Annotated in this window: 29 protein-coding genes and 1 tRNA gene; 12 read left to right on the top strand and 18 right to left on the bottom strand. The window is 52.9% G+C overall.

The window, feature by feature from the left end; translation table 11 throughout:
* Positions 1–16: 16 nt before the first annotated feature.
* On the bottom strand, positions 17–538 hold the full coding sequence (locus D568_RS0103075; RefSeq protein WP_020208102.1) for a mechanosensitive ion channel family protein: 522 nt from the start codon (positions 536–538) through the stop codon (positions 17–19).
* A 74-nt stretch (positions 539–612) separates the two neighbouring features.
* Here D568_RS0103075 and D568_RS19035 point away from each other — a divergent pair, with 74 nt between their 5' ends.
* Entirely contained in the window at positions 613–1,320 is a 708-nt protein-coding gene (locus D568_RS19035) for a glycerophosphodiester phosphodiesterase (RefSeq protein ID WP_020208101.1), read from the top strand.
* Here the strand turns inward: D568_RS19035 and D568_RS0103065 are convergent.
* The 13 genes from D568_RS0103065 to D568_RS0103005 are packed head-to-tail and all read right to left on the bottom strand — an operon-like array spanning position 1,309 to position 12,714.
* Entirely contained in the window at positions 1,309–1,821 is a 513-nt protein-coding gene (locus tag D568_RS0103065) for a GNAT family N-acetyltransferase (protein ID WP_020208100.1), read from the bottom strand. The two genes, D568_RS19035 and D568_RS0103065, sit on opposite strands and share 12 nt — an antisense overlap.
* 5 nt (positions 1,822–1,826) lie before the next feature.
* Positions 1,827–2,840 (bottom strand): lipoyl synthase, encoded by a 1,014-nt coding sequence (lipA, locus tag D568_RS0103060; protein WP_020208099.1) that lies wholly within the window; start codon positions 2,838–2,840, stop codon positions 1,827–1,829.
* Between the two features lie 28 nt (positions 2,841–2,868).
* A complete protein-coding gene (gene lipB, locus D568_RS0103055; protein ID WP_020208098.1) occupies positions 2,869–3,528 on the bottom strand; it encodes a lipoyl(octanoyl) transferase LipB in 660 nt (219 codons plus the stop codon).
* A complete protein-coding gene (locus tag D568_RS0103050; protein WP_020208097.1) occupies positions 3,528–3,800 on the bottom strand; it encodes a YbeD family protein in 273 nt (90 codons plus the stop codon). Before D568_RS0103050 ends, lipB begins: the two co-directional genes overlap by 1 nt.
* Positions 3,801–3,842: 42 nt before the next feature.
* Complete coding sequence (locus D568_RS0103045) at positions 3,843–4,991, bottom strand: D-alanyl-D-alanine carboxypeptidase family protein (protein WP_020208096.1); 1,149 nt, start codon at positions 4,989–4,991, stop codon at positions 3,843–3,845.
* A gap of 57 nt (positions 4,992–5,048) precedes the next feature.
* On the bottom strand, positions 5,049–5,897 hold the full coding sequence (locus D568_RS22100; protein ID WP_020208095.1) for a septal ring lytic transglycosylase RlpA family protein: 849 nt from the start codon (positions 5,895–5,897) through the stop codon (positions 5,049–5,051).
* Positions 5,894–6,892 (bottom strand): lytic murein transglycosylase B, encoded by a 999-nt coding sequence (mltB, locus tag D568_RS0103035; RefSeq protein ID WP_020208094.1) that lies wholly within the window; start codon positions 6,890–6,892, stop codon positions 5,894–5,896. The genes D568_RS22100 and mltB overlap by 4 nt, the downstream gene beginning before the upstream one ends.
* A gap of 29 nt (positions 6,893–6,921) precedes the next feature.
* Positions 6,922–8,067: a rod shape-determining protein RodA gene (gene rodA, locus D568_RS0103030; protein WP_020208093.1), complete on the bottom strand. Its 1,146-nt coding sequence runs from the start codon at positions 8,065–8,067 to the stop codon at positions 6,922–6,924.
* Complete coding sequence (gene mrdA, locus D568_RS0103025; RefSeq protein WP_020208092.1) at positions 8,067–9,929, bottom strand: penicillin-binding protein 2; 1,863 nt, start codon at positions 9,927–9,929, stop codon at positions 8,067–8,069. The genes rodA and mrdA overlap by 1 nt, the downstream gene beginning before the upstream one ends.
* A 20-nt stretch (positions 9,930–9,949) precedes the next feature.
* Positions 9,950–10,420: a 23S rRNA (pseudouridine(1915)-N(3))-methyltransferase RlmH gene (gene rlmH / locus D568_RS0103020; RefSeq protein ID WP_020208091.1), complete on the bottom strand. Its 471-nt coding sequence runs from the start codon at positions 10,418–10,420 to the stop codon at positions 9,950–9,952.
* Positions 10,420–10,761 (bottom strand): ribosome silencing factor, encoded by a 342-nt coding sequence (rsfS, locus tag D568_RS0103015; RefSeq protein WP_020208090.1) that lies wholly within the window; start codon positions 10,759–10,761, stop codon positions 10,420–10,422. The genes rlmH and rsfS overlap by 1 nt, the downstream gene beginning before the upstream one ends.
* A 46-nt stretch (positions 10,762–10,807) precedes the next feature.
* A complete protein-coding gene (nadD, locus tag D568_RS0103010; protein ID WP_020208089.1) occupies positions 10,808–11,449 on the bottom strand; it encodes a nicotinate-nucleotide adenylyltransferase in 642 nt (213 codons plus the stop codon).
* Positions 11,449–12,714: a glutamate-5-semialdehyde dehydrogenase gene (locus D568_RS0103005; RefSeq protein ID WP_026286821.1), complete on the bottom strand. Its 1,266-nt coding sequence runs from the start codon at positions 12,712–12,714 to the stop codon at positions 11,449–11,451. The genes nadD and D568_RS0103005 overlap by 1 nt, the downstream gene beginning before the upstream one ends.
* A gap of 190 nt (positions 12,715–12,904) precedes the next feature.
* On the opposite strand from D568_RS0103005, the gene D568_RS0103000 reads away from it, so the two are divergent.
* From D568_RS0103000 to D568_RS0102990, 3 genes are read left to right on the top strand one after another with little or no spacing between them, the layout of a single operon-like run.
* Positions 12,905–13,186, top strand: a complete 282-nt coding sequence (locus tag D568_RS0103000; protein WP_020208087.1) for a PepSY domain-containing protein — start codon at positions 12,905–12,907, stop codon at positions 13,184–13,186.
* Between the two features lie 29 nt (positions 13,187–13,215).
* Positions 13,216–13,911 (top strand): response regulator transcription factor, encoded by a 696-nt coding sequence (locus D568_RS0102995; protein ID WP_020208086.1) that lies wholly within the window; start codon positions 13,216–13,218, stop codon positions 13,909–13,911.
* The gene (locus D568_RS0102990; protein ID WP_020208085.1) at positions 13,908–15,269 is read left to right on the top strand and encodes an ATP-binding protein; all 1,362 of its coding nucleotides are present in this window, start codon (positions 13,908–13,910) and stop codon (positions 15,267–15,269) included. Before D568_RS0102995 ends, D568_RS0102990 begins: the two co-directional genes overlap by 4 nt.
* Before the next feature lie 129 nt (positions 15,270–15,398).
* Here D568_RS0102990 and D568_RS0102985 read toward each other — a convergent pair whose 3' ends face one another.
* Entirely contained in the window at positions 15,399–16,058 is a 660-nt protein-coding gene (locus tag D568_RS0102985) for a TorF family putative porin (RefSeq protein WP_020208084.1), read from the bottom strand.
* A gap of 325 nt (positions 16,059–16,383) precedes the next feature.
* Here D568_RS0102985 and D568_RS0102980 point away from each other — a divergent pair, with 325 nt between their 5' ends.
* From D568_RS0102980 to D568_RS0102970, 3 genes are read left to right on the top strand one after another with little or no spacing between them, the layout of a single operon-like run.
* A complete protein-coding gene (locus D568_RS0102980) occupies positions 16,384–17,634 on the top strand; it encodes a multifunctional CCA addition/repair protein (protein WP_020208083.1) in 1,251 nt (416 codons plus the stop codon).
* Positions 17,631–18,374, top strand: coding sequence for a pteridine reductase (locus tag D568_RS0102975; RefSeq protein ID WP_020208082.1), 744 nt, complete (start codon positions 17,631–17,633; stop codon positions 18,372–18,374). Before D568_RS0102980 ends, D568_RS0102975 begins: the two co-directional genes overlap by 4 nt.
* Before the next feature lie 11 nt (positions 18,375–18,385).
* On the top strand, positions 18,386–19,351 hold the full coding sequence (locus tag D568_RS0102970) for a magnesium transporter CorA family protein (protein ID WP_020208081.1): 966 nt from the start codon (positions 18,386–18,388) through the stop codon (positions 19,349–19,351).
* Between the two features lie 56 nt (positions 19,352–19,407).
* Here the strand turns inward: D568_RS0102970 and folK are convergent, their stop codons facing one another.
* From folK to tsaD, 3 genes are read right to left on the bottom strand one after another with little or no spacing between them, the layout of a single operon-like run.
* Positions 19,408–19,935, bottom strand: coding sequence for a 2-amino-4-hydroxy-6-hydroxymethyldihydropteridine diphosphokinase (gene folK, locus D568_RS0102965; protein WP_020208080.1), 528 nt, complete (start codon positions 19,933–19,935; stop codon positions 19,408–19,410).
* Positions 19,932–20,291, bottom strand: coding sequence for a dihydroneopterin aldolase (folB, locus tag D568_RS0102960; protein WP_020208079.1), 360 nt, complete (start codon positions 20,289–20,291; stop codon positions 19,932–19,934). Before folB ends, folK begins: the two co-directional genes overlap by 4 nt.
* Positions 20,292–20,340: 49 nt before the next feature.
* On the bottom strand, positions 20,341–21,369 hold the full coding sequence (gene tsaD, locus D568_RS0102955; protein ID WP_020208078.1) for a tRNA (adenosine(37)-N6)-threonylcarbamoyltransferase complex transferase subunit TsaD: 1,029 nt from the start codon (positions 21,367–21,369) through the stop codon (positions 20,341–20,343).
* 170 nt (positions 21,370–21,539) lie between these two features.
* On the opposite strand from tsaD, the gene rpsU reads away from it, so the two are divergent.
* The 5 genes from rpsU to D568_RS0102930 all read left to right on the top strand — a co-directional run bounded on the left by rpsU (position 21,540) and on the right by D568_RS0102930 (position 26,390).
* Positions 21,540–21,755, top strand: a complete 216-nt coding sequence (rpsU, locus tag D568_RS0102950) for a 30S ribosomal protein S21 (protein WP_020208077.1) — start codon at positions 21,540–21,542, stop codon at positions 21,753–21,755.
* A 60-nt stretch (positions 21,756–21,815) separates the two neighbouring features.
* The gene (locus D568_RS0102945; protein ID WP_020208076.1) at positions 21,816–22,265 is read left to right on the top strand and encodes a GatB/YqeY domain-containing protein; all 450 of its coding nucleotides are present in this window, start codon (positions 21,816–21,818) and stop codon (positions 22,263–22,265) included.
* Positions 22,266–22,306: 41 nt separating this feature from the next.
* Positions 22,307–24,277, top strand: coding sequence for a DNA primase (gene dnaG, locus D568_RS0102940; protein ID WP_020208075.1), 1,971 nt, complete (start codon positions 22,307–22,309; stop codon positions 24,275–24,277).
* Between the two features lie 112 nt (positions 24,278–24,389).
* On the top strand, positions 24,390–26,204 hold the full coding sequence (gene rpoD, locus D568_RS0102935; protein WP_020208074.1) for an RNA polymerase sigma factor RpoD: 1,815 nt from the start codon (positions 24,390–24,392) through the stop codon (positions 26,202–26,204).
* A gap of 109 nt (positions 26,205–26,313) precedes the next feature.
* Positions 26,314–26,390: transfer RNA gene (locus D568_RS0102930), tRNA-Ile, on the top strand.
* Positions 26,391–26,456: the final 66 nt, after the last annotated feature.

Raw genomic sequence — 26,456 nt, 5'->3', positions numbered from 1 at the left:
AGTGCCTATGGTTCCATTAGCCTTCGCCGTTATCACGCTCTAACGGCAAGGCACCAGGTGCTACTTTGAGCACCGCCCGCTGCAGCATGAGAGAATTAGGATAGGTGACCGTGTTGCCATCCTCCATACGTACGATCACATGAAACATGGTGATTTCACTGATAACACCGCACAGTTTGGCATCGGGGTCGAGAACCTGTATACGATCCCCCACACGGTAGGGAAAGCCGAAGAAGATAATGACGCTCGCGGTAATATTACTGAGAATGGACCATTGAGCGAACAGCGCTATCCCCACCACCGCAAAAATAGAAGATAAGAATAGAGAGATATCGCCATACCCCAACCCCAACAATAAGCAGATCACCGCAACGGAACAAAAAAGCAGCGCGAAGCGAGTGATTTTGGTCACATATTCTACGCGGTACTCACTCACAGAGCGTTTATTCGCCAGTTCTCCTACTACACGATCCACCAACTGTGAGATCAGTAAAAAGAAAACAATAACGCCGCACACCAGTAAGATTTTTAACAGCATCTCAAGCCTTTGTAACGAATCGGAAAACACGCATACTAACAGGACTGTTTTACGACACAACTGGAATTGTGAATATGCTTTGCATCGCCCACCGAGGTTTGGCCAACACAAATCGGCCAGAAAACACTCTCGCTGCAGTGGAAGCGGCTCTAGAATTGGGAGTTGACGCCATTGAAGTCGACCTTTGGTATATTCATGGCCGCTTCTGGATGACACACGATCGTATCTGGCGCGGCGCATCGAAGAGTCTCACTGGGCACACTAAACCCCAGCTTGAGGCCATCCGGCATCGAAATGGCGAGCCTTTGGCAGGGTTGGACGAGCTACTTAACCTAGTGCAGGACCGCTGCCTGTTAAATATCGAATTAAAAAATGGGGGCGGTGCCGACCAGCTGTGCAAAACCCTCACAGCTTATTCTCACGACACCCGTATATCACTTGAGCAGATCATTATTTCCAGTTTTAATCATCACGAACTTAACGCCTGTAAACACCTACTGCCGACGGTTAAACGGGGAATGCTATTAGCGAGCTTACCCCTTGGTTACGGTGCCTGCGCAAATGACCTGCAACCCTACTCTATCAACACCTCAATCAACCTAATGAGCAAAGACTTTACCGAAGATATTCATAAGCGTGGTTATCAACACTGGGTTTACACGGCCAACACCCGGGAAGATTGGGATCATTTACACGATTTAGAGGTGGACGGGTGTTTCACCGATGTAGCGGATCAATTTAAAGCGTACCTCAATGCCAGGACTCCTCTTTCACCCCGGTAAGCTACGCCTCATTACATTGACCCGCTGGCGGGCAACATTCGCCTGACGCACGGCCTGCCAGCCGAGCCGGACATAAAAGCCCGTGTACTCTCTGGCAATCAACCAGAGCGAGTCATGACCCAACTCTTGGGCAAACTGCATGACCTGTGAAATCAAGGCGACGCCGAACCCCTGGCGACGAAACTCCGGCTCAACAAATAGGTTACTTAACCACAAAGGCACTTCGGCGGAGGGAGTGCCTGCAGAGGCATTAAGCTGATAACTCACAAGACTGATACAGCCCACAGGCGCGGCTTGTGCAGAAGAGAAGGCCAGCCAGGTTTGTGGAATACTCGCCCCCCCGATGGAGTGGTCCCGCAGCCTGTGCAACCGCCGAGAATAGCGACTGCTAAGACCTTGGCGCAAACACTCTGTGTGATGCCAGCGAGCTACCAGCTTTAGCCAATCGGGATGATTGGCTAAAGCTTCAACACGATAATCCAGAGGAAGTTCTGCTTTCACAGGCCTCAGGCCTTTTGGGCCTCAAACCACTTAATGTCCTCGCCGTGGGCCTGCTTGTCAGCGTGGTAACTGGAGCGAACCAGTGGGCCGCAGGCAGCGTGAGTAAAACCCATTTGTTCAGCAAGTTCGGTGTACTCTGCGAACTCATCAGGGTGCACATAACGGTCTACCGGCAAATGATCTTTCGAGGGCTGCAAGTATTGACCTATGGTGAGCATATCAATGTTGTGCTCACGCATGTCGCGCATCACTTCGATGATCTCTTCTTTGGTTTCTCCCAAGCCAACCATTAAACCGGATTTTGTCAGAACATCCGGCCGGCGTTTTTTATATTCCGCCAGCAGCTTTAAACTCCACTTGTAATTGGCCCCCGGGCGCGCCTGTCGATAGAGACGGGGAACCGTTTCAAGGTTGTGATTAAAAACATCCGGGGCTTCTTTTTCTAAGATATCCAACGCGGGCTCCATGCGACCGCGAAAGTCAGGGGTTAAGATTTCCACCTGCAACTTCGGCGAACGCTCGCGGGCCTCGCGTATACAATCGGCGAAATGCCCCGCTCCACCATCACGTAAATCGTCTCGGTCCACCGAGGTGATCACCACATACTTAAGGCGCATTTCGGCGATGGCTTCGGCCAGTTGCACAGGTTCTTTCTCATCCAGCGGATTGGGCTTACCGTGGCCCACATCGCAAAACGGGCAGCGACGGGTACAGATATCACCCATAATCATAAATGTGGCGGTACCGCCGGAGAAACACTCGCCCAGGTTGGGGCAGTTGGCCTCTTCGCACACAGATGACAGGCCATTTTTGCGCAATAACTTTTTGATTCGATCCACCTCGGGTGAGGCGGGTACGCGCACACGAATCCAATCCGGCTTACGCGGCGATTCGGTCGCATCGGTGGCGATAACTTTGACCGGAATACGCTCTACCTTGTCGGCATCGCGCAGCTTTTCCCCTTGCTTGTGGCGACGGGTACGCTTTACGGGTTGTATCTCAGGAGTCTGTGTTGTCATAGATAACTCGCAGTTTTTGGGGTGGATCTCACCCCACGGAATGTTGAGCGGCGGGTATTATACCGGTTTTGTCGCCTAACTTCTGTACAAGAATGGAGGTCAGCTTGTGACCAACCTCCGCAAATGGCGGGGCCTTGGGCATCAATCTGGACATATCCACCATAGCCAGCCCCTGATAGCCACAGGGGTTAATCTGAGCAAAAGGACTGAGATCCATAGCCACGTTAAGCGCTAAACCATGGAAACTGCAGCCACGCCTGACCCTTAACCCCAACGAGGCAATCTTCGCACCGTCCACATATACACCCGGCGCATCCGGTTTAGCATTAGCCTTAATACCGTAATTGGCTAACAGCTCAATCAAGCTCTGCTCAAGCAGAGTGACCAAATCACGCACACCCAGCTTTAATCGTCGCAAGTTCAGCAGCGGGTATACCACCAGCTGGCCCGGCCCATGGTAGGTTACCTGGCCGCCACGGTCGGATTGGACTAAAGGAATGTCGTCTACGGCCAATAGGTGCTCGGGTTTACCCGCTTGCCCCTGAGTAAACACCGGCGGGTGCTCTACCACCCAGATTTCATCGGCCGTATGCTCGTCGCGCTGACGGGTAAAATCGGACATTGCAGCCCAAACGGTCTCATAATCCGCAATACCAAGTTGCCGAATATAAATAGTAGAGGCCTGCATCAGAGAACGATTTTAGTAACCGGATTCGCCCGTAGGTCATTATGAATGGCCTCGAGCTGCTCAATCCCTGTGGCTGTAATAAAGACAGTCACTGACTGCCAGCGCCCTTTGCCACTGTCCTTAATGGTGATGCGCTCTGGATCAAACCCTGGAGCATGCTTGGTCATTACTTCAATAACCAGCGACTGTAAAACATCACCCGCTTCGCCGAGCACTTTGATGGGGTAATCGGGGCAAGGGAATTCAATTTTAGGCGGGGTTTTCTGAGTCATGCGGCCTCGTCATCGGTAAACCAGGCCGCATTATACCAGACGCTAGCTGAGTAAACCTTTTATAAACAGCTTAAGAGAGTCAATCAAACGCGCAAAAAAGCCTGCTTCTTCAACGGCTTCAGCAGCCACAGCTGGCACCTCGGCAAGCACTTCACCATTGAGACTCAAAGTAACAGTGCCCAGTTGCTCACCAGAGCTTACGGGCGCTTTGAGGGTCTCAGGTAGCTTAAGGTTTGCCTCTATACTGTCTCGACTGCCCCGAGGGACCGTCAAGCGTATATCGTCCGCGACGGTAAGCACCACCTGATCCGTTGTACCATACCAAATCCGGCCAGAATCCAACTCTTCACCCGCGCGGTATACCGTTGTATTCTCAAAATAGCGGAAGCCGTAAGCCAGTAATTTTTGCGTTTCAGCGGCACGTGAATTTTCACTACTTGTTCCCATGACCACGGAAATCAAACGCATATCACTGCGTTTAGCTGAGGCCACTAAACAATATCCCGCCGCTTCAGTGTGCCCGGTTTTTAAACCATCGACAGAATCATCACGAAACAGTAAGCGATTGCGGTTAGGCTGATTTATACCGTTATATTCGAAATATTTTTCAGCATATAACGGGTAGTACTGCGGATGGTCGACGATGATCGCTTTCGCCAAAAGCGCCAAATCGCGCGCAGTAGTTAAGTGTCCCTCGGCAGGCCAGCCAGTTGAATTAACATAATGAGTATTGTTCATGCCAAGTAAGCTGGCCGTTTGATTCATTACATCGGCGAAGGCATCTTCCCCTCCGGCGATATGTTCAGCCAAAGCGACGCTGGCATCATTTCCTGATTGAATGATAACCCCGCGCAGAAGATCCATTACCGGAACCTGGGTACCTTCACGCACGAACATTTTCGAGCCACCCATCTTCCAGGCTTTAACACTCACATTAACCAGGTCTTGTTCTCCCAGTCGCCCCTGCTCCAATTCATGGGTGACAATATAACTGGTCATCATTTTAGTAAGGCTGGCAGGCGGAAGTTGTTCATCGGCATTATGTTCTACCAGCACCTTGCCGGTTTCGGCGTCTAACAATAAATAGGCGCTAGCAGCCAGTTGAGGGGGGGCAGGTATGAGCACCTGTTGAGCGTTGGTAGAAACGGCAAGGGCTAACACCCCAAATACAGCAAATAATTTGGCAAACATGGATTATCTAATCTGGTTAGTGGACAACAAAAATTTATCTTACCCCAAAGGGACTCGTCAGTCTTGCACGGTGTGACTGGAATATACACCAGCTTGCGGTAATCGTGCTCGCACACGATTCACAGCCTGCTGATCAGCTAAGGGGCCTATGCGCACTCTGTAGAGTGGCCGAGCCGCTAAAAATTCACTGATAAATACTCGCTCGTCGGTAGCAGCGGCCACCTTGTCTTTTAGCGCCTGCGCGCTTGAGGCGGAGCTGAAAGCCCCTACCTGCAAATAGATGCCGCTGGCCTGACTGGCCGGGCGGTTTTCTGGCTTTAACGGCGGCGGTGGGGTATCCCCCGGAATAATAATTTCCACCTCTACCGGACCGGTGCCGGTTTGCGTAATCCCCAAGCGCTGGGCAGCTGCGTAGCTCAGATCGATAATTCGCCCCTCGTGAAACGGCCCCCGGTCGTTAACTCGAACCACGACACTGCGGCCATTTTCCAGATGCGTAACCCGCACATAAGAAGGAATAGGCAAGGTCTTGTGGGCGGCGGTCATGGCATACATATCATAAACTTCACCATTAGACGTTTTGTGCCCATGAAATTTTTTGCCGTACCAAGATGCCCTGCCTCGCTCTTTGTAATTACTTTCGTCTTCAATCAGATAGTAAGTTTTACCCAGTACGGTATAGGGGTTTTTATTGCCCGCCCGAGTGCGCGGCTCAACTCTTGGCACGGCATCGGGAACATGAGACATATCAATAGGTTTATCCGGCCCGACATCCTGCTCAATGTGGTACCGGGACGAAGAGCTGGACGTTTGTTTATTCGATGAGCAGGACACCAGCGAAGCGACGGCAACAAGCCAAAGCATATAAAAAGTAAAACGGTTGCTTGGGTGAGAAGTCACGGTCAATGGTCTCCTTGCGCTATATCAGCCTCGCGATAAATAGCCTGTGCCAATTGATGCACAGCCATCGCGTACATGGCGCTGCGATTGTAGCGGGTAATAACGTAAAAATTGGTGAAGCTCAGCCAATACTCATCCCCAAGAGCACCGTCCAAGCGGATGACGACCGCGTTAGCATCAGCGGGCACCTCTTGCACCGGCGTAAAACCCGCTTTGCGCCAATGATTAACATCGTATTCGGGTGTAGCAATCGGACTGGGCAGCTCACCCACCTCGGCTGAGGGCCTGGCGCGTACGGTAACAAAAGCGCCGCGTTGCCAGCCGTGCTGCTTAAAGTAATTAGCAACACTGCCAATGGCATCGGTGGTGTTATTCCAGATATCCGGCCAATTATCACCATCAAAATCCACCGCATAATGACGATAACTGGACGGCATAAACTGGCCGTACCCCATAGCGCCAGCGTAAGAACCTTTATTCAGCAAGGGGTCTTTGTCGTGCTCACGCATCAACAATAAATAATTTTCCAGCTCTTTGGTAAAAAATGGGCTGCGTGGAGGGTAGTCAAACGCAAGCGTACTCAAGGCATCCATAACTCGGTAAGATCCGGTTACCCGACCGTATAAAGTTTCCACGCCAATAATGGCAACAATGTACTCGGCAGGCACACCATACGTTTGTTCTGCACGAGCAAGTGCTTCTTTATTGTCTTGCCAGAACTTTACCCCATCGGTGATACGTTTATTCTGAATAAAAATCTTGCGATAGTCGGCCCAGCTTTTGGTTTTTTCGGCTGGGCGAGCAATAAGCTCTAAAATCCGCTCTTGCTTTTCAACTTTTGAAAACAGCGTTTCGAGTCTAAGGCGATCAAAATCGTGCTCAAGGACCATTTTCTCGATAAAAGCCTGCGCAGGCGTGTTGTTTCGATAATCCGCCAATACCGGCATAGCCAGCCACGTTAAACACCCCAGCAGCAGCCAAGCGCGAGTTATTATTTTCAAAGTTAACCCCTTAGCGAATCACATTTTACTCAGCGAATGACTTTGCGCGGTTCGGTGGCAATCGCCATCAATATACCAAAGCCTGTCATCAAGGTGACAATGGACGTACCGCCCTGACTCACCAACGGCAAGGGCACCCCCACCACCGGCAGTAACCCCGACACCATGCCGACGTTGACAAACACGTAAACGAAAAACGTAAGGGTAAGGCTGGCAGCCAAGAGGCGCCCAAAGCTGTCTTGCGCACGAATGGCAATGGTCAGGCCGCGCAGCACCACCAAAACATAAAGCCCCAGCAACGTCAGCACCCCGATCAGGCCAAACTCTTCAGCCAACACGGCAATAATAAAATCCGTATGCCCTTCCGGCAAAAAGTCCAAATGAGACTGGGTACCCTGTAACCAACCCTTGCCTGGTACACCACCAGAACCAATCGCCGTTTTAGATTGAATAATATTCCAGCCCGCCCCCAAACGGTCAGCTTCCGGATTCAGCAAGGTAAGCACGCGTTTTTTCTGGTAATCGTGCAACACGAAATGCCATAGGGGCCACAAGCTTGCCAGTAAGGCACCGATAGCAACAAATATATAACGCCAAGATAAACCGGCAAAAAATAACACCATCAAACCCGATGCCGCTACCAAAATCGAGGTACCTAAGTCAGGCTGCTTAATGATAAGCACCACCGGTATTGCCACCAATACCAGCGTAAAAAACACGTGTTTGAATACCGGCGGTAAATGCCGTTGCCCCAAATAAGCGGCAATGGCGATGGGCATGGCGAGTTTCATAAACTCGGACGGTTGGAAACGAAAGCCTCCCAAGCTCAACCAGCGCTGGGCGCCCTTGGCCCCAACGCCGATGAAAATCACGGCAATCAACAAACCAACGCCCGCCACATAAGCCCAGGGCGCAAGACGCCGCATAAAATGTACCGGAACCTGAGCGACCATAAACATCGCTGTATAGGCGATAAAAAAGTAAATCCCCTGACGCTTTAGGGTACCCAGCGACTGATCACTGGCACTGAACAGCACCCCCAAACCACCCATGGTGATAATGAACAGCAGCAATAAAAGCCAAAAATCAATATGCAAGCGCTGTTGCAGTCGGTCACGTTTACGTAAAGCTCGCTCAGACTCAGGCAAACGCCGTAAAAAATCCTGATGAGGCACTAGCTCTCCCCTTCATGCTGATGATGCTTGTCGGCCAGCCACGCATCAAACACCTTTCGCGCTACCGGGGCCGCAGCTCCCGAACCGGATTCGGCATTTTCAACCAGTACTGCCACAGCAATTTGAGGGTTTTCAAAGGGAGCAAAGCCGACAAACAAAGCGTGATCGCGGTTGCGCTCGCTGAGCGCTTCAGAGTCATATTCCTCACCCTGAGCAATGGCAACGACTTGAGCGGTGCCTGTCTTTCCCGCCATGCGATAGTCTGCGCCGCGGCGAATGCGCTGAGCCGTGCCTCGCACGCCATGAACCACCTCTTCCATAGCCCCCAGAATTGCATCCCAGTGAGTCTCTTCCACTTGGACACTTTGCATGACTTCAGGCTCCACCGGTTGGCCGCCTACGCTCGCCACCATGTGGGGTTTATAGCGCACGCCTTTACTGGCGAGTGTCGCCGTCATTACTGCCAGCTGCATAGGGGTGGCGAGCACATCGCCCTGACCAATCGCAACATTTAAATTATCGCCCGGGTACCACGGTTGCCCTCGAGCACCGCGCTTCCAATCTCTCGAAGGCCATATTCCGCGGCGCTCATTGGGCACATCAATACCGGTTTTTTCGCCCATACCAAACTGATAGCCAAAGGCATGCATTTTATCGATACCCATTTTATGCCCCAGATCATAAAAGTAGGTATCGCAAGATTCAGCAATTGCTTGTTTTAAATCGACTTTCGCCCCATGCCCGTGTCGTTTCCAATCTCGGTAAACACGGCTGCTATTGGCCAAACGATAAAACCCCGGGTCATAGACCGTGTCACTGGGGGTCACGATATCGTAGTGCAATCCGGCCATACCAATAATCGGCTTAACCGTTGACCCGGGCGGGTACTGCCCCTGTAAAAAACGATTAAAGAGAGGTAGATCCCTCGATTGATTCAATTCCCGGTAATCTTTAAAGCTGATACCCGTCACAAACAGATTGGCATCAAAACTGGGAGCACTCACCGCGGCCAAAACGCCTCCTGTGTTTACATCAATTGCCACCACGGCACCTCGATGCCCCTCAAGTGCGGCAAGCGCCTGCTCTTGCAGGTAAGTATCCAGATGTAACACCAAGTCTTTACCTGGTTTAGGGTTGCCGCTTTCCAGCACACGCAGCACCCTACCCCGGGCATTTGTTTCCACGTTCTGATAGCCCACTTCGCCAAGTAAATCCGACTCGTAGGAACGCTCAAGCCCATTTTTACCGATTGAGTGTGTACCGGCGTACGCTTGATACTCCTGCTCATCAAAGCTCGCTAACTCGCGCTCACTGATGCGCCCCACATAACCGATGGTGTGGGCAAACAGCTCACCATGCGTGTAATGTCGCACTAGCTGAGCATGTACCTCGACCCCATCCAAACGGAACTCATTAACGGCTAAGCGCGCAATTTCTTCTTCGGTGAGGTTATAGCGCAACGGCACCGCATCAAACGGACGACGACGCTGGCGCAGCTGGTCATTAAACTTTTCGATGTCATTAGGGGCAATATTGACCAGCTCTGCCAATACCGCGAGAGTCCGGCCCAAGTCATCCACTCGTTCATGCACGATAGAGAGCGTATAGCTGGCACGATTTTCGGCTAGCAGCTCACCGTTTCGATCGTAAATAAGACCCCGTGTCGGCGGAATGGGCAACACATGTACCCGGTTGCGGTCCGACTGGGTGACGTAGTCTTCATGGTGCGTGACCTGCAGTGAGTAATAGCGCACAACCAACAGCGTGGTCAAAACGGTAATCACCAACCCGGCAAATAAAGCACGACCAAAAAACAACCTCGCTTCGCGGTGGTGATCTTTAAACTGGCGCGCTTCGGACATAGAGATTTACAATAAGGCTGTTATTTATGATAGGGATGATGATTAATAACCGTCCAGGCGCGATACAGCTGTTCCATCAATAACACCCGTACAATAGGGTGCGGCAGTGTCAGTGCCGACAATGACCAGCGCTCATCAGCACGCGCCAGTGCCGCTGGGGCCAAACCGTCTGGACCACCCACCAGCAAGCACACGTCGCGTCCGTCCATACGCCAGTCTTCGAGCTTGCCCGCCAATTGCTCGGTGCTCCAGTTGCGGCCTGTTAGCTCAAGGGCTATCACCCGGTCACTGCGGCCGATAGCCGCCAGCATGGCCTCACCTTCTTTTTCCATCGCGCGCTTAACATCACTGTTCTTGCCGCGCGCCCCCAAAGGCAACTCGACCAGCTCAACCGGCATATCGCCCTTCGGCAAACGCTTGGCGTATTCGCCGTAACCTTCTTGAACCCAGGCGGGCATGCGCGTGCCTACCGCCAGCAATTTAACTCGCATTAGTCCGCAGAACGTCCCGCCGGTTCCACCGACCAGAGTTTTTCCAGATCATAAAATTCCCGCGTCTCGGGCATCATCACGTGCAAAACGATATCGCCAAAATCCACCAGCACCCACTCACCACCTTCGAGCCCCTCAACCCCCAGAGGCTGAAAACCAGCCTTTTTTGCGTCTTCAACGGCGTTGCCCGCGAGAGATTTAACATGGCGCTTGGAGGTGCCAGAGGCGATCAGCAGAGTATCCATCACATCGCTTTTACCGCGCACATCCACCTGCTGCACGTCTTTCGCTTTCAAATCGTCTAGCGCCTCTAACAAAATTGGCATTACTTGCTCGGTCATGAGTTACCTATCTGTAAAATCAAAAATAAAAATGTTGTCAACACAATCAGCCCGCCCCATAGAGTCCGCGCTCAGCAATATAGCGGCGCACGGTTTCCGGTAACAGGTATCGGGTCGATAACCCTTGTGCAGTAAGAGTGCGAATTTCAGTGGCGCTGATATCCAGAGCGCGAATATCCAAATGCACCACAAAACCCGCACTGGCCTGATCCAGAACCTTTACCGCTGCACGATGCTCGCGATCAAACTGCGCCAGCTCACCGCTGGCGGGCATTTGATAGCCGGGCCGATCCACCACCACTAGGTGTCCTAATTGCAGCAGCTCGTCCCAGCGGTGCCAGCGCATTAACCCCTGGTAAGCATCCAGTCCCATAATCAGGGCAATAGAGGCATCTTCACCCTGTTCGGCACGCAGCTCAGCCAGGGTGTCCACGGAATAAGAAGCGCTGCCACGCTCCAGCTCGCGGGTATCCAAAGTTAGGGTTGGGCTGTCGGCAATAGCCAGCTCCACCATGCGCGCACGGCGGCGACTGGCAACACTGGGGTCTTCCCGGTGCATGGGAATATGGCAGGGCACCATGCGCATCTGGTCAAACCCAACTTGCTGCACCAGATCCAGAGCCAGGCGCAGATGCCCGTGATGAATCGGGTTAAAGGTACCGCCAAAAACAGCAATCTTGCGGCGCATCAGTGGCGAATGTGGCCGTCGCCAAACACGATCCATTTTTGCGAAGTCAGCCCTTCCAGTCCCACTGGACCCCGGGCATGAATTTTATCCGTGGAAATACCGATTTCGGCACCCAGGCCGTATTCAAAGCCATCCGCAAATCGGGTCGAGGCGTTAATCATTACCGAACTGGAATCCACCTCAGTAATAAATCGACGCCCCCGTGAGTAGTCTTCCGTAACGATAGACTCGGTGTGCTGTGAACTGTATTTGGCAATATGCTCCATCGCCTCATCCAAAGAGCTAACCACGCGAATAGCCAGCACTGGTGCTAAATACTCCGCCGCCCAATCTTCTTCGCTGGCCGCGACCGCCTCGATAATTGCGCGAGCTTTCTCACAGCCTCGCAACTCTACGCCCTCGGCACCATAGGCTTCGGCTAAACGGGGCAGGATGCTGGCGGCAACGGTCTCATCGACCAATAGCGTTTCCATGGCGTTACACACACCGTAGCGATGGGTCTTGGCGTTCAAGGCGATAGCGAAGGCTTTATCGAGATCGGCCTTGGCATCAATGTAAACGTGGCAAATCCCATCAAGGTGTTTAATCACTGGCACCGAGGCTTCGCGGGAGATGCGCTCAATCAGCCCTTTGCCACCGCGCGGTACAATCACATCCACATACTCAGGCATGGTGATCATCTCACCCACAGCGGCGCGATCGGTGGTTTGTACCACTTGCACGCAAGCCTCTGGCAGCCCCGCCTCGCGCAGACCGCGACCAATGCATTCGGCAATTGCACGGTTGGAGTGAATCGCCTCGCTGCCACCGCGCAAAATCGCCGCATTGCCGGACTTTAAGCACAAGCTGGCGGCGTCAATGGTCACATTGGGGCGAGACTCGTAAATAATTCCTACCACCCCCAAAGGCACGCGCATCTTCCCCACCTGAATGCCGCTGGGACGATAGCTCATATCAGTAATTTCACCACAGGGGTCAGGCAGCGCCGCTACCTGACGCAGGCCTTCGATCATGCCGTCGATGGTTTTAGGCTTGAGCGCCAGGCGATCGACCAGCGCATCGTCCAGGCCATTGGCCCGGCCTGCGGCCAGATCTTTTTCGTTTTCGGCCATCAAATGTTCGCGGTGCGCATCCAGCTCGCGCGCCATTGCCAGCAGGGCTTCGTTTTTTACCCCGGTGCTAGTAGCGGCCAGGGATCGCGAGGCGGCGCGCGCGTCGATACCCACCTGGGCCATATACTCTTTGACAGAAACCTTATCCAACATGCTAAACCCGTGTAAATTGCAGAAAATTGCGGCAATTATACCTGTAACCCCGGCCTTAAAACCATGCACAACGACTGTGCTTCAGCTTTTGTTAAGCCATTCGCGGTAGTATCGGGATCTGGCAGTCACACAAACGCAGGCATTACAATATCGGTCTCTCGACAGTCGCCCAATTAAACAGGTACACGCAATGGCCAAATGGCTTATTCCGGTTTTTCTCGCAGCAGTGGTAATCAACGCACAGGCCGGAGCCCCTAACATTTCCTCGCCCTATGCCGGTGAACAGGCATATTGCGCTATCAACGCTGCACAAGCGGGTAAAATTGCCAGCAAAACCTTCGGCGGCAAAGTCATTGATATCAAACGGGTGCAAGCCAAGGGCAAGCCCGCCTATCGAGTGAAACTCTTGCAAAAATCCGGTCGCATCCACTCAGTACTGATTGATGCCGCCAGTGGCCGCCCAATTAAATAACATTACGGCCTTACACCACAGGAGCCACCATGCGCCTTTTGATTGTCGAAGATGACCCACAACTTAATCAGCAAATTGCCGCGCAGATGAAACAAAGTGGCTTTGCCTGTGACACCTCCCTCGATGGGCGCGAAGGCCTTTATCTTGGACAGGAATTTAATTACGACTTAGCGATTATCGACTTGGGGCTGCCCGAGCTTGACGGCATTAGCTTAATTCGTCAGCTGCGCGAACGACAACGTAACTTTCCGGCACTCATTCTCACGGCGCGAGATGCCTGGCAAGACAAGGTAGAAGGGCTTGAAGCCGGGGCGGACGACTACCTCACTAAACCCTTCCACCCCGAAGAGCTGCGGGCGAGGGTTCAAGCTCTATTGCGTCGCTCTTACGGCTTAGCACAAAGCCAGCTTCAATTTGGCCCCATTGGCATTGACACCGATGCCAAGAGCGTGAAAGTTAACAATGTAGAAGTTGAACTCACAGGCTATGAGTACAACACCTTACTGCAATTAGCGCTCAACAGCGGCAAGACGCTCTCGAAGGCAGATCTGACTGAACACCTGTACGCGCAAGACTTTGATCGCGACAGCAATACCATTGAAGTATTTATCGGGCGCTTACGCAAAAAGCTGGACCCTGACGGCACCATCAACCCCATTAGCACCCTGCGCGGCCTCGGTTACCGATTTAATTTAACCGCCGAGCCACCATCAACTCAGCCATGAAGCCCTCGACCCTCAAGGCCCGCCTAGGCTTTGGCACCTTACTGGCCCTGCTTTTACTGTTACTGCTTACCGGTTTTGCACTCGATAAAGCCGTGCGCAGCAGCTTGCTTGCCGCAGAACAGGTGCGCCTGGAACGCTACTTTTATTTATTATTTTCTCTTGCTGAGATGAGTGGCGAACAACTACAGCTGCCAGAATCACTGCTAGAGCCCGACCTGGAGCAGCCCACCTCTGGCCTCGCGGCTTACGTTTTTCGCACCGACGGCTCGCAAGTATGGCGCTCCGCCTCAAGTATGCTGACTGAAGAGCCGCCCCAATACCAAGATTTTGGCCATCACCATCACCCGGGCCAAATGCAGATACAACAACACCGCGGGCCGACTAAGCGAGCGTTCTACGCCGACTATGACATACTCTGGGAAACAGACACCGGCACCGTAATCCCCTACCGGTTTGCCCTGGTGCACTCGGGTGAGAGTTTCTACAGTGCGCTTGGCGCATTCCGTACTACCATGGGTAAGTGGCTATTGCTTGCCGTCACGGCCATGGCCATATTTTACGCGAGCCTGCTCGCCTGGGCACTGCGCCCCCTTCGAACACTGGCAAACTCATTAAGCAAAATGCAAAGTGGCGAAACAAACCTGCTTATCGGATCTTACCCCAAGGAAATCCAGCGGGTTGTCGACAGGTTAAACCAGGTACTTGAAAGTGAGGTGAGATTACGTAAGCGATATCGTAACAGTTTAGGCGATTTGGCTCACAGCCTAAAAACTCCTCTAGCCGTATTACAAAATGCAACACCGCCGCCAGAGGCAAAGGATTACGCTAGACAAATACAAGAGCAAGTTGAAAGGATGGATCAAGTGGTGAAATATCAATTACAACGCGCTGTCAGTGAGCAAAGCTCAGGCAGCAAAAAACAAATCCCTTTACTCAAAACCTGTGAGCGCCTGGGTCAATCCCTACGAAAAATATATCGAGACAAAGGCATCAGCCTGGCGCTCGACATCTCTCCGACGTTGCTTTTTGTGGGCGACGAACAGGACCTTCTTGAGATTATGGGTAACCTGCTAGATAACGACTTCAAATACGGCCACAGCCACGTAACCGTTAGCGCTCATATTAATGCAAATTATATCCATATAAATGTCGATGACGATGGCGACGGTATTGCCGAATCGTTAAACGCTAACCCTGTCGAGCGCGGTCAGCGGCTGGACACATCAAAGCCCGGCCAGGGTATTGGCCTTGCCATCTGCGCTGATATTGCGGCCGGTTATCAGGGTGGCTTAAAAATTTCCCGCTCGCCGCTAGGCGGTGCACGATTTACCGTCCGCCTCCCCGGGGCTGAAGCTTAAAGCTCACCCCATTATGCAAGCCACTTAAAACAACCCATAAAAAAAGGGGCAAACCTACGTTTGCCCCTACAGCTTCATGCTCGCTGTCTTTTACCGTTACCTCTTGGCATCGGCTTATTCTCGTTTACCTTAGAATTCGATAGGCAGGCTCAGAGACACAATGAATTTAGGATCGTCATCATAAGCGCCATCAACATCATCAACCGGTACACCAATGGTGAAGCTCAGGTTGTCATTGAATGAGTAGCCCAGATCCAGGTGCGAGAAATCGTCTTCGTGCAGACCGTAGGTCACGCTGAACTTATCAAAGCTCGCACCAATGGTGGTGTACCAGTACTCATCCAGATCTTCCAGGCCGTGGTAGTAAGTCACAGCAACCGGACCAAAACCTAAAGACACAACCGCTTCAGTCAAATCACCCAGGTCTGGAGAGCCGTCAGAGCCATCGGCGTTCGCAGGAGCGCTTGGGTAGTTGTAGTTCCACAGACTGATATCGTAAGTAAAGCTACCTGCTTCGCCACCGTAACCTACGTAGAGGTCGTACTCGGTACCCATGCTAGCATCACCAGAGGAACCCCACACACCAGCATACAGGCCACCAGTACTAACGGTAATATCACCTGAGATAGCTGGATCACCATTACCCAGATCAATACCGCGCCAGTAGTACATGTTGGCAGCGCCTACCGATGCAGACACTTCGGCACTGGCGGAAGGTGCAACAGCGCTCAAGGCAATGGCAGAAGCGGCAACGGCACTGGCCAGTACTTTTTTGTTCATCATCTTCATGAAATCTTCCTCTAGTTTCTAATGGCAATAATGTTTTTGTGTAGCCGTCGATTAGCACACCGAACAAGCTTGCCGAGGTATTAGCGAAGAGCGAGCCAACTTAAAATTATCTTTAAATATCATAAACTTATAATTATAAAGCCCATTTTCCCAAGCGATTACTAATCTTCCAGGCACCAGCAGCGTGCACTGAGAATTCCCAAACCCAGCACCACGCACCAAAACAGCACATCGGGTTATTACAGGTAACCTTTATCCCCCTCAATGATCAATTCAGATGACAATATGTGTAGGACTTGTTTCGTTAAATCGCTACCATAATCACATGACAGATACCTCTGATAACCTCCAAACCTACTTAGTGGGCGGCGCAGTACGCGACCGCTTACTTGACTACCCCTTCACGGAAAAAGATTGGGTAGTCATTGGCGCAACCCCCGCACGCATGACCGAGATGGGCTTCACGCCCGTGGGCAAAGATTTTCCTGTTTTTCTTCATCCGCACACTAAAGAGGAGTACGCCCTTGCCAGAACCGAGCGCAAAACCGCACCAGGTTACGCAGGCTTTAGCTTTTACTGCTCTCCCGAAGTCACTCTAGAAGAAGACCTGAGACGCCGTGACCTGACCATTAACGCCATAGCCGAAAGCAGCACCGGAGAGCTGATCGACCCTTATGGTGGCGCGCGTGATATTCAACATAAAACCCTGCGCCACGTTTCAGAGGCATTTACCGAAGACCCGGTGCGAATTTTACGGGTAGCAAGGTTTGCCGCCCGCTACCATCATCTGGGTTTTACCATCGCCGCTGAAACCCTGAGCCTGATAAAACAGATGGTCACCTCCGGCGAAGCCGATCATTTGGTGGCCGAGCGAGTCTGGAAAGAGTTTGACCGCGCCCTCAGGGAGCGCCACCCGGAAGTATTTATAGCCACCCTGCAACAATGTGGCGCCCTGGCCGTTGTGATGCCCGAACTGGCTGCCTTGTTTGGCGTGCCTCAACCACCACAGCACCACCCTGAAATAGACACGGGCTTACACAGCCTGCTGGTGCTGCAACAAGCTTGCCTTCTCAGTAACGACACGCCCGTACGCTTTGCCGCGCTGATGCATGACCTGGGCAAAGGCCTTACCCCGCGCGAGCAGTGGCCCCGACACATCGGCCACGAACATACCGGGCTTAAGCCCATCAAACAGCTTTGCCAACGACTGGCGGTACCCAACGACTGCCGCGACCTAGCACTTATGGCAGCCGAATTTCACACTCACTGCCACCGCGCCTTTGAACTAAAACCATCAACATTGCTTAAACTGTTTAAGCAGACCGATGCTTACCGTAAGCCTGAGCGTTTCAAGCAATTTTTGCTTGTGTGCCAAGCCGATTCACAGGGGCGTACCGGCTTTGAAAACAGAGAGTACCCGCAAAGCCACTATCTGGCACAAGCACTGCAAACCGCAAAGAACGTCAACGTAAAAGCCTTGGTAAACCAAGGGTTCAAAGGTGCAGAGCTGGGCGAAGCCATCGAGCAGGAACGTTTAGGCTTATTGCAACAATTTAAGCAGGAGCACACTCAATGAATGCAAGACCCGTTGCGTTAATTACCGGAGGTGCGCGCCGCATTGGTGCTGCCATAGCAGCCCACCTACACCAACAAGACTGGAACTTAGTCATTCACTATCGTCGCTCAGGCAGCGATGCCACAACACTGGCCGAGCGGTTAAACCAGCAGCGCACAAACAGTGCATTCACCCTGCAGGCTGATTTGGCGAATATGGGTGAGCTGAGCGTACTGGCTCAAGCCGCTTGCGCTCAGTGGGGCCAGCTGAATGCATTGATTAACAACGCCTCCAGCTTTTATCCCACCCCTCTGAGCCAGGCCAGCGAGCAGCAGTGGGACGACTTATTTGCCAGCAACTTAAAAGCGCCCTTTTTTCTCAGCCAACAGCTTAGCCAGGCACTGCGAGCTAGTCGGGGCTGCATTATCAACATTGCCGACATTCACGCCGAACGCCCGCTGAAAAACCACAGCATTTACTGTATGGCAAAAGCGGGGAATGTCATGCTAACCAAGACCCTGGCGCGGGAGCTGGCGCCCGAGGTACGAGTCAACGGTATCGCACCGGGCGCCATCGCCTGGCCAGAAGATGAAGCCGCCCTGAGCGATAGCGAACAACACTCTATACTGAACAAAATAGCGTTAGAACGCAGCGGAGAACCTGAAGACATTGCCCGCACAGTGGCGTTTTTACTTAACGATGCCCCGTACATAACCGGCCAAATTATTGCCGTTGATGGCGGGCGCAGCCTGCAACAGTAATAGGTAAAGCTATGATAAAAACTCTCTGGCTATGCGAATCAGGCGAGCGCCTCACGGGCGGAGTCGAACTTGTCGCCAAGTGGCAGCAAAGTGGTGACGGCCATTTATGGGTAGACATACTGAGCGAAGACCCACGCGCAGAACGCGAGCTATTACGTACGCTTGACTGCCACCCTTTGGCAATTGAAGACGCACAACGCAAACGGCACCCACCCAAAACCGAAAGTTTTGAGAATCAAGAATTAATTCTGTATCGCGGCATTACTCATTTTGATGATGAGCTAAACGTGGAGCTGGTACCCATTGCGCTTTTTGCCTCAGAAAAGTGTTTTATCAGCATTCATCAAGGCAAATCCCTCAGTATCCAGCAACACTGGAACGACAGTAAAAGCGTGCTCATTCGTCAGCCTGCGCTACTGGCCATTCGCATTATGCATTATTCAGTGGGGCGGTATCTCGACGCCGTATTGGCGTTTGAGGAGCGCATTAACGACCTAGAAGACGCTATGCAGGAAAGTCCTAGCGATGCGGTAATGCGCACACTAATATCTTACAAATCTCGCCTGCGTAAATTAAAGCGCGTGTTTAACTACCATGAACGTATCGCTCAAACATTGCTAAAAGAAACACCCGAGCTTTTTATTCGCACCGAGCCTGACATCGTTCATGCGTTGCAAGATTTATTCGACCGCTGCGAGCGAGTGCACAGCTTAGCCACCATGTACTACGAGATTTGTGGTGATTTAATTGAAGGCTACCTGTCACTCACCTCACACATGCTCAACAACACCATGCGCGTACTGACGGTTATTACCGCCATCTTCGTGCCTCTCACATTTATTGCCGGTATTTATGGCATGAATTTCGAGTACATCCCCGAGCTACACATTAAACACGGCTATTTTATTGTCATGGGCATAATGGGATTGATTGGTGCGGGACTACTGATATTGTTTAAAAAACTGCGCTGGCTATAAGTCGCGTAATGATGCGTGTAATGAGGGCCTGGGGCCACAACGTCGCCCCTTTTGGCTCACCGGCTTTGTTCTTGCGCCACTGAAATTTCCTGGCCACGCCACACAAACGACACAGGCCAGAGCTTTTGCGAGTGCTGGTCATAATCCTGCCAAAGTTGTGCATAAGAGCGCCCGAGCCTGGGGTGAAACTCATCGGGAGCCAACTCTGCCATCGGTAAGAGTACAAACGCATTTTTGGTGATTTCATCTCGTGGCAGCTCGACCCCATCCACCATACCCACAACGTTATCAACCGTGAGAATATCGATATCTAAAGTCCGCGGGCTGAATTTGGGGCCCTGTCGATTGCGGCCGTTATCGTCTTCTATTTTTTTCAGTTTAGCGGAAAGCTCCCCCACCGCGAGCCCGGTACTGCCCCCCACCACCAGATTCAAAAAATTGCGGCCGTTAAACCCTACCGACTCACTTTCGTAAACAGTCGATATATCCAAACTCCCAAACTCCACCGCCAGCGCATCCAGCGCAGCGGCTATGTGCCGATAGCGATTAATATTACTGCCCAGGCTTAAATAAACACGGCTCATGCCGGTTTTTCTCCCCGCTCGATAATCAAACCCACATCTCTGGCACCACGCAATGCGCCCGGCTTACTCAAACGCAAACGCAACCAAGGCACGTTAAACTCTTCGCGCACCAGCGCGGCAATTTCTTCCGCCAAAGACTCCACTAAAAGCGCGCTGCGGTTTTCTACATGGGCAATGATGCGCTTTGCCACCGCTTTATAGTTGAGGGCGAATTCAATATTGTCCGTCTCGGCCGCACGACGTATATCGCTGGCCATTTCTAAATCAACGCTTACCGTCTGGCGCACCTCGCGCTCCCAGTCGTAAATACCAATAATGGTTTGGATTTGCAGATCTCTGATATAGACGATATCCATGAATTTCTCTTTTTAGTGTTCAACCGCGCAGAAGGCTACCCGCGAGTTTTTATAAAGGTGGCAGAGTGTCCAAAGGCCAGCGAGGGCGTACATTAATCGCCAAGCCTTCGTTTTGCCCCGCCGCCAAGCGTTGCGCACCCGCGTAGGCAATCATGGCACCATTGTCGGTACAAAACTCATGACGCGCATAAAACACCTGAGCGCCGATTTTTTGCAGCGCTGTCTCTAGCTCAGCGCGCAAACGTTTGTTAGCTGACACCCCGCCTGCAATGACCAGACGCTTAAAACCTGTTGCCTCGAGCGCCCTGCGACACTTAATCACCAAGGTGGAAACCACGGCCTCCTCAAAGGCGCGGGCAATGTCGGCACAGGTTTGATCGTCCGGCAATCCGTCTCCATCTTTATGCTCAGCAACCGTATTAAGCGTATACGTTTTTAAGCCTGAAAAACTAAAGTCCAGCCCGGGACGATCAATCATGGGGCGGGGAAAGGTGAAACGCCCCACGGTACCTTGCTCGGCCAGCCGCGCCACATGCGGGCCACCGGGATAATCTAAATCGAGCATTTTGGCGGCCTTGTCAAAAGCCTCACCAGCGGCGTCGTCTAACGATTCGCCGAGCAGCTCGTAACGACCAATGCCCTCTACTTTCACCAGCTGAGTATGGCCACCAGACACCAGCAACGCGACAAAAGGAAACTCAGGCGGTGTGTCTTCAAGCATGGGGGCCAGTAGGTGCCCTTCCATATGGTGTACGCCGATGGCGGGAACATCCCAAGCATAAGCCAGCGCCCGGCCGACACTGGCGCCCACCATCAACGCCCCCACTAATCCTGGGCCCGCGGTGTAGGCAACGCCATCAATATCACTAAGCTGCAAACCGGCCTTGGCGACCACCTCCTTTATGAGCGGCAGAATCTTGCGCACATGATCGCGCGAGGCCAACTCGGGCACTACGCCACCGTATTCTGCGTGAACCGCTATTTGCGAATACAGATCGTGTGCCAATAGCCCCTTTTCGGTATCAAAGAGTGCAATTCCGGTTTCATCGCAGGAGGTTTCAATGCCCAGTACTCGCATGTTTTACGCCCGTCTCCGGTAAAAGCCCGCTATCATATAGATCCCTTTTGTCTGGGGCCAGCCGCGACCGTAAAAAACACGCAAGAAGCGCTTGCAGGCTGAGTGCGAAGTGTATAGAATCCCGCACCCTTAGAACGTTAGACATTTTTTGTTCAACCAAAGGTAAAAGCATGCCTTCAGTAAAGATTAAAGAAAACGAGCCGTTTGACGTCGCTCTGCGTCGTTTCAAGCGCGCTTGCGAAAAAGCAGGTGTATTGGCCGAAGTTCGCAGCCGCGAGTTTTACGAGAAGCCCACCGCTGTACGCAAACGCAACATGGCGGCCGCCGTTAAGCGCCACGCCAAGAAAGTACAACGCGAATCTCGTAAATTCCAGCGTCTGTACTAAGTTGGAGCCGGCTGTCTTTTGGCAGCCGGACCACACGCTCTGCATACAATAGGGTAGATTATGGCCTCTGAGCTAAAATCCCGTATTAATGACGAGCTTAAAACCGCCATGCGAGCCAAAGAAAAGGCACGCGTGGCTGTTTTGCGTTTAGTCATGGCGGAATTTAAACGAATTGAAGTTGACGAGCGCATCGAGCTGGATGACGCACGAGTTTTAGCCGTGCTCGACAAAATGCTCAAACAGCGCCGCGATTCTATCGCCCAGTACCAAGAGGCGGGCCGCACCGAACTGGCCGAGCAAGAACAATCGGAAAGCGTCATTATTCAAGAGTTCTTGCCGCAGCCGCTCAGCAGCGCCGAGCTGGACGAAATTGTCGATAAAGCCATTGCGCAAACCGGGGCCAATGAAATGCGCGACATGGGCAAAATCATGGGCCTGGTTAAACCTCAGGTACAGGGCCGCGCCGACATGGCCGAAGTAAGCAAGCGGATTAAAGCCTCGCTCGGTTGAATTGCATTTCCTTCGGCTCACGGACACCGTAAAATCACTCCATGAGCCGCATCCCCCAACCCTTTATTGATGAACTGCTTGACCGCGTCGACATCGTCGAAGTGGTGGATCACCGCGTCAAGCTGAAAAAGACCGGTAAAAACTACTCCGCCTGCTGCCCTTTTCACGACGAAAAAACCCCCTCCTTCACCGTCAGCCCCGATAAACAGTTTTATTACTGCTTTGGTTGCGGTGCCAGTGGTAATGCCGTTGGCTTTTTGATGGACTATGAGCGCGTCGGCTTTCCCGAAGCGGTTGAACAACTGGCCCACCTGTGCGGACTGGATGTACCCAAAGAAGAAGCCAGCCCCGGTGCCTCAAAACAGGACCGACTGCGCAAACGCCTTTACGAGCTGCTGGAAAAATCCAGCGATTTTTACCAACTGCAGCTGCGCGAGCATCCCGGGCGTAGCAAAGCCGTCGATTACCTGAAAAGCCGCGGACTTGACGGCCGCATAGCGCGAGATTACGGCATTGGCTACGCCCCCCCGGGCTGGGACAACTTACTCAGCGCGCTTGGCACCAACGGCGAAGCAAAAGATGGACTGCTGACCTCTGGCATGCTTATCCAGCCAGATAACAGCGACCGACTCTACGACCGCTTTCGTTTTCGCATCGTCTTCCCCATTCGCGACACACGCGGCCGTGTTATCGGTTTTGGCGGCCGGGTGCTGGGCGACGACAAACCCAAATACCTGAACTCCCCCGAAACCCCGGTATTCCACAAAGGTCGTGAACTTTACGGCCTGTACGAAGCACGCGAAGCCTACCGCAACCTGCCGCGCCTATTAGTGGTGGAAGGCTATATGGATGTGGTCAGCCTGGCGCAGTTTGGCATTCGCTACGGCGTCGCCACTCTGGGCACAGCCTGCGGCGAAGATCACCTGGAGCGCGCCTTTCGCTACACCAGCGAAGTGGTGTTTTGCTTTGACGGTGACAGCGCTGGGCGCCGTGCCGCCACCCGCGCCCTGGAAGCCTCGCTTCCCGCCATGACCGACGGCCGCACGGTGAAGTTTTTGTTTTTACCAGAAGGCGAAGACCCAGACACCCTGGTGCGCCAGATAGGCCCGGAGAAATTTGAAAACCTCATCAATATGGCGGTGCCGCTGGAAGATTATTTATTCGATGCCGCCGCCGAAGGCATCAACATTCGCACGATGGAAGGTCGCGCCCACTTAAGCAAACGCGCCGCCCCCTTGCTGGAAAAACTCCCCAAAGGCGTCTTTCGTGAGCTTATGTTCGACTCACTGGCCAGTCGAACAGGGCTGAGTCGCGCCACCCTTGAAGAACTGGTAGAAACACCCGAAACACTGCCCAGCGCAGCCCCGGTACCGGCGACGGAACCAGAGCCCGTGGCAAGAATTCGCGTAGATGAGCTGCAGCCACCACTGGAAGATATCCCCCCGCCGGACGACTATTACCCAGCAGCAGAGATGCCACCACTGGACTACGAGCCTGCACCAGTAGCACCGGCACACGCCCCCGAACCGGCCCAGCCTGCCAGCCGCTACCTAATGCCGCCCCAGCAAAAGGCCATGGCATTACTGTTAGCGCACCCAGAGCTGGCCGACGCCGAACCCGAGCACGAGTTCTGGCTCAATCAAGACAACATTGAGCTGCGTCGTCTGGGGCGCCTCTTAAAGCTCTTGCACGAACGCAGCCATTACCAGCTGCCCCACATACTGGGCCACTGGCGTGCCAATTACGGCGAAGAGGAATCCGACCGCCTGGCGGCCGTAGCGGGCAATGACCTGCTGCTTTCGGCCACAAGCCTGACCCGCAAGGAAACCGACAGCGAGCACACTTACAATCATCGCGCCGCCCTCGAGTCCAGCCTGAGCAAAATCCGCGAGCTGCAAGCAAAAAGCCGCCGCGCTCAAGCGCTGGCGCGACTGAAAAGCCCAGAGGCCAAACAAATGTCGCGCGAGGAAAAAGATGCCTTGGTGGCAAAAGCCATCGGCCGGGAAAAATAAACTTTTTTCCCGCTTCAACCCCTTATTCACCTTGAAATTCCTAGAAGTGACGCCACCGTTTGCGCTATAATCCCGCGCTTGCTTTTTAACTGCTACTTTCACAGGGTATCGAATGGCTGACGACGCTAAACAGCAACAGTCTCGCATCAAAGAGCTCATTGCTCGTGGTAAAGAACAGGGTTACCTGACCTACTCCGAGGTTAATGACCACCTGCCCGAGGACATCTCAGATCCCGATCAGGTCGAAGACATCATCCAAATGATCAACGACATGGGCATCCGCGTTTTCGAACAAGCGCCCAATGCCGATGATCTTTTGATGGCCGATGGCGACTCATCTGCCGACGAAATCGCCGCCGCTGAAGCCGCTGCTGCTCTGGCGGCCGTAGAAACCGAAGCGGGCCGCACCACCGACCCCGTACGCATGTACATGCGTGAAATGGGTACGGTTGAATTGCTGACGCGCGAAGGCGAAATCGCCATTGCCAAACGCATTGAAGAAGGTGTGCGCGAGCTGATGCACGCCATTTCTTACTGGCCCGGCTCGGTACAGCAGGTCATCAATGAATACGAGCTGGTGGAAAAAGAAGAACGCCGCCTGGCCGATGTCATCATTGGCTGGCTCGATCCGTCCGACGAAATTCCCACCGCCGGTGCCGCACCGTCAAAGAATGACGACAGCGATAGCGACGACGATGAAGAAGAAAGCACCTCTGGCGTCGACCCCGAAGAAGCTAAAGAGCGCTTTGGTGCACTGAAAAAGCAATTGGCCAAAGCTGAAAAAGCCGCAGAAAAACACGGCCGCGACAGCAAACAGGCCGATAAAGAACTGAATGAGCTGGGCGAAATTTTTAAATTCTTTAAATTGCCGCCGCGCCAGTTCGATCCCATTTACGTCAATGTACGCAGCATTCTCGACCGCGCCCGCCAGGAAGAGCGCGCGATTATGGAGCTGTGCGTGCGCCGTGCAAAAATGCCGCGTAAGACCTTTGTTAAAGAGTTTCCCGGTAACGAGTCCAACGATGAGTGGATCGCCGAAATCATCAAGAAAAAACGCGATTACTCAGAAGCACTCAAGCCGTATGAAGCCGAAATCACTCGCGCGCAACGCAAGTTGCAGCAGGTTGAAGAAGACAGCGGCCTGAGCCTGGCGGCCATCAAAGACATCAACCGTCGCATGTCTATTGGCGAAGCGCGCGCCCGCCGCGCCAAGAAGGAAATGGTCGAGGCCAACCTGCGCCTGGTGATTTCTATCGCGAAAAAATACACCAACCGGGGTTTGCAGTTCCTTGATCTGATTCAGGAAGGCAACATCGGTTTGATGAAAGCCGTAGACAAATTCGAATACCGTCGCGGTTACAAATTTTCGACCTACGCCACTTGGTGGATTCGTCAGGCCATCACCCGCTCTATTGCGGACCAGGCACGCACCATCCGTATCCCGGTGCACATGATCGAAACCATCAACAAGCTGAACCGCGTCTCACGCCAAATGCTGCAGGAAATGGGTCGTGAACCCACTCCCGAAGAGCTGGGCGAACGCATGGAAATGCCGGAAGACAAAGTTCGCAAAGTGCTGAAAATTGCCAAAGAGCCCATCTCGATGGAAACTCCCATTGGCGACGATGAAGACTCTCATCTGGGCGACTTTATCGAAGACACCACCATCGTTTCACCGGTGGAGTCGGCCACCAGCATCGGCCTGACCGAATCTACCCGCGAAGTATTAGCGGGGCTGACCGCACGCGAAGCCAAAGTGCTGCGCATGCGTTTTGGTATCGACATGAACACCGACCACACGTTGGAAGAAGTGGGCAAACAATTCGATGTAACCCGCGAGCGTATCCGTCAGATCGAAGCCAAGGCACTGCGCAAGCTGCGCCATCCTTCGCGCTCCGACCACCTGCGCAGCTTCTTAGACGAATAAGGGATTTACAAGAATCAGGAGCGGGCTATAATGCCGCTTCTTGATGACTGCGCGGCGACTGAAGTTAAGAAATATAAGTCGCTGACGTAGTAGAAGGAAGATTTATTTAGGGCCCGTAGCTCAGTTGGTTAGAGCATCCGACTCATAATCGGCAGGTCCCCAGTTCAAGTCTGGGCGGGCCCACCATACAGAAGCCACTATCCTCGGTTAGTGGCTTTTTTATTGCCCGAAGCTCAGAGGGTTAGAGCATCC

Source organism: Gilvimarinus chinensis DSM 19667, from assembly GCF_000377745.1.
In the GTDB taxonomy this organism is placed as follows: Bacteria; Pseudomonadota; Gammaproteobacteria; order Pseudomonadales; family Cellvibrionaceae; genus Gilvimarinus; species Gilvimarinus chinensis.
This window is presented reverse-complemented; position numbering and strand designations above follow the sequence as displayed.

What these genes read in the sequence shown, in the direction of transcription:
- D568_RS0103075 (WP_020208102.1), bottom strand. Translation starts at nt 538, where the DNA reads ATGCTGTTAAAAATCTTACTGGTGTGCGGCGTTATTGTTTTCTTTTTA.
- D568_RS19035 (WP_020208101.1), top strand. Translation starts at nt 613, where the DNA reads ATGCTTTGCATCGCCCACCGAGGTTTGGCCAACACAAATCGGCCAGAA.
- lipA (WP_020208099.1), bottom strand. Translation starts at nt 2,840, where the DNA reads ATGACAACACAGACTCCTGAGATACAACCCGTAAAGCGTACCCGTCGC.
- lipB (WP_020208098.1), bottom strand. Translation starts at nt 3,528, where the DNA reads ATGCAGGCCTCTACTATTTATATTCGGCAACTTGGTATTGCGGATTAT.
- D568_RS0103050 (WP_020208097.1), bottom strand. Translation starts at nt 3,800, where the DNA reads ATGACTCAGAAAACCCCGCCTAAAATTGAATTCCCTTGCCCCGATTAC.
- D568_RS0103045 (WP_020208096.1), bottom strand. Translation starts at nt 4,991, where the DNA reads ATGTTTGCCAAATTATTTGCTGTATTTGGGGTGTTAGCCCTTGCCGTT.
- mrdA (WP_020208092.1), bottom strand. Translation starts at nt 9,929, where the DNA reads ATGTCCGAAGCGCGCCAGTTTAAAGATCACCACCGCGAAGCGAGGTTG.
- rlmH (WP_020208091.1), bottom strand. Translation starts at nt 10,420, where the DNA reads ATGCGAGTTAAATTGCTGGCGGTAGGCACGCGCATGCCCGCCTGGGTT.
- rsfS (WP_020208090.1), bottom strand. Translation starts at nt 10,761, where the DNA reads ATGACCGAGCAAGTAATGCCAATTTTGTTAGAGGCGCTAGACGATTTG.
- nadD (WP_020208089.1), bottom strand. Translation starts at nt 11,449, where the DNA reads ATGCGCCGCAAGATTGCTGTTTTTGGCGGTACCTTTAACCCGATTCAT.
- D568_RS0103005 (WP_026286821.1), bottom strand. Translation starts at nt 12,714, where the DNA reads ATGTTGGATAAGGTTTCTGTCAAAGAGTATATGGCCCAGGTGGGTATC.
- D568_RS0103000 (WP_020208087.1), top strand. Translation starts at nt 12,905, where the DNA reads ATGGCCAAATGGCTTATTCCGGTTTTTCTCGCAGCAGTGGTAATCAAC.
- D568_RS0102995 (WP_020208086.1), top strand. Translation starts at nt 13,216, where the DNA reads ATGCGCCTTTTGATTGTCGAAGATGACCCACAACTTAATCAGCAAATT.
- D568_RS0102990 (WP_020208085.1), top strand. Translation starts at nt 13,908, where the DNA reads ATGAAGCCCTCGACCCTCAAGGCCCGCCTAGGCTTTGGCACCTTACTG.
- D568_RS0102985 (WP_020208084.1), bottom strand. Translation starts at nt 16,058, where the DNA reads ATGAAGATGATGAACAAAAAAGTACTGGCCAGTGCCGTTGCCGCTTCT.
- D568_RS0102980 (WP_020208083.1), top strand. Translation starts at nt 16,384, where the DNA reads ATGACAGATACCTCTGATAACCTCCAAACCTACTTAGTGGGCGGCGCA.
- D568_RS0102975 (WP_020208082.1), top strand. Translation starts at nt 17,631, where the DNA reads ATGAATGCAAGACCCGTTGCGTTAATTACCGGAGGTGCGCGCCGCATT.
- D568_RS0102970 (WP_020208081.1), top strand. Translation starts at nt 18,386, where the DNA reads ATGATAAAAACTCTCTGGCTATGCGAATCAGGCGAGCGCCTCACGGGC.
- folK (WP_020208080.1), bottom strand. Translation starts at nt 19,935, where the DNA reads ATGAGCCGTGTTTATTTAAGCCTGGGCAGTAATATTAATCGCTATCGG.
- folB (WP_020208079.1), bottom strand. Translation starts at nt 20,291, where the DNA reads ATGGATATCGTCTATATCAGAGATCTGCAAATCCAAACCATTATTGGT.
- tsaD (WP_020208078.1), bottom strand. Translation starts at nt 21,369, where the DNA reads ATGCGAGTACTGGGCATTGAAACCTCCTGCGATGAAACCGGAATTGCA.
- rpsU (WP_020208077.1), top strand. Translation starts at nt 21,540, where the DNA reads ATGCCTTCAGTAAAGATTAAAGAAAACGAGCCGTTTGACGTCGCTCTG.
- D568_RS0102945 (WP_020208076.1), top strand. Translation starts at nt 21,816, where the DNA reads ATGGCCTCTGAGCTAAAATCCCGTATTAATGACGAGCTTAAAACCGCC.
- dnaG (WP_020208075.1), top strand. Translation starts at nt 22,307, where the DNA reads ATGAGCCGCATCCCCCAACCCTTTATTGATGAACTGCTTGACCGCGTC.
- rpoD (WP_020208074.1), top strand. Translation starts at nt 24,390, where the DNA reads ATGGCTGACGACGCTAAACAGCAACAGTCTCGCATCAAAGAGCTCATT.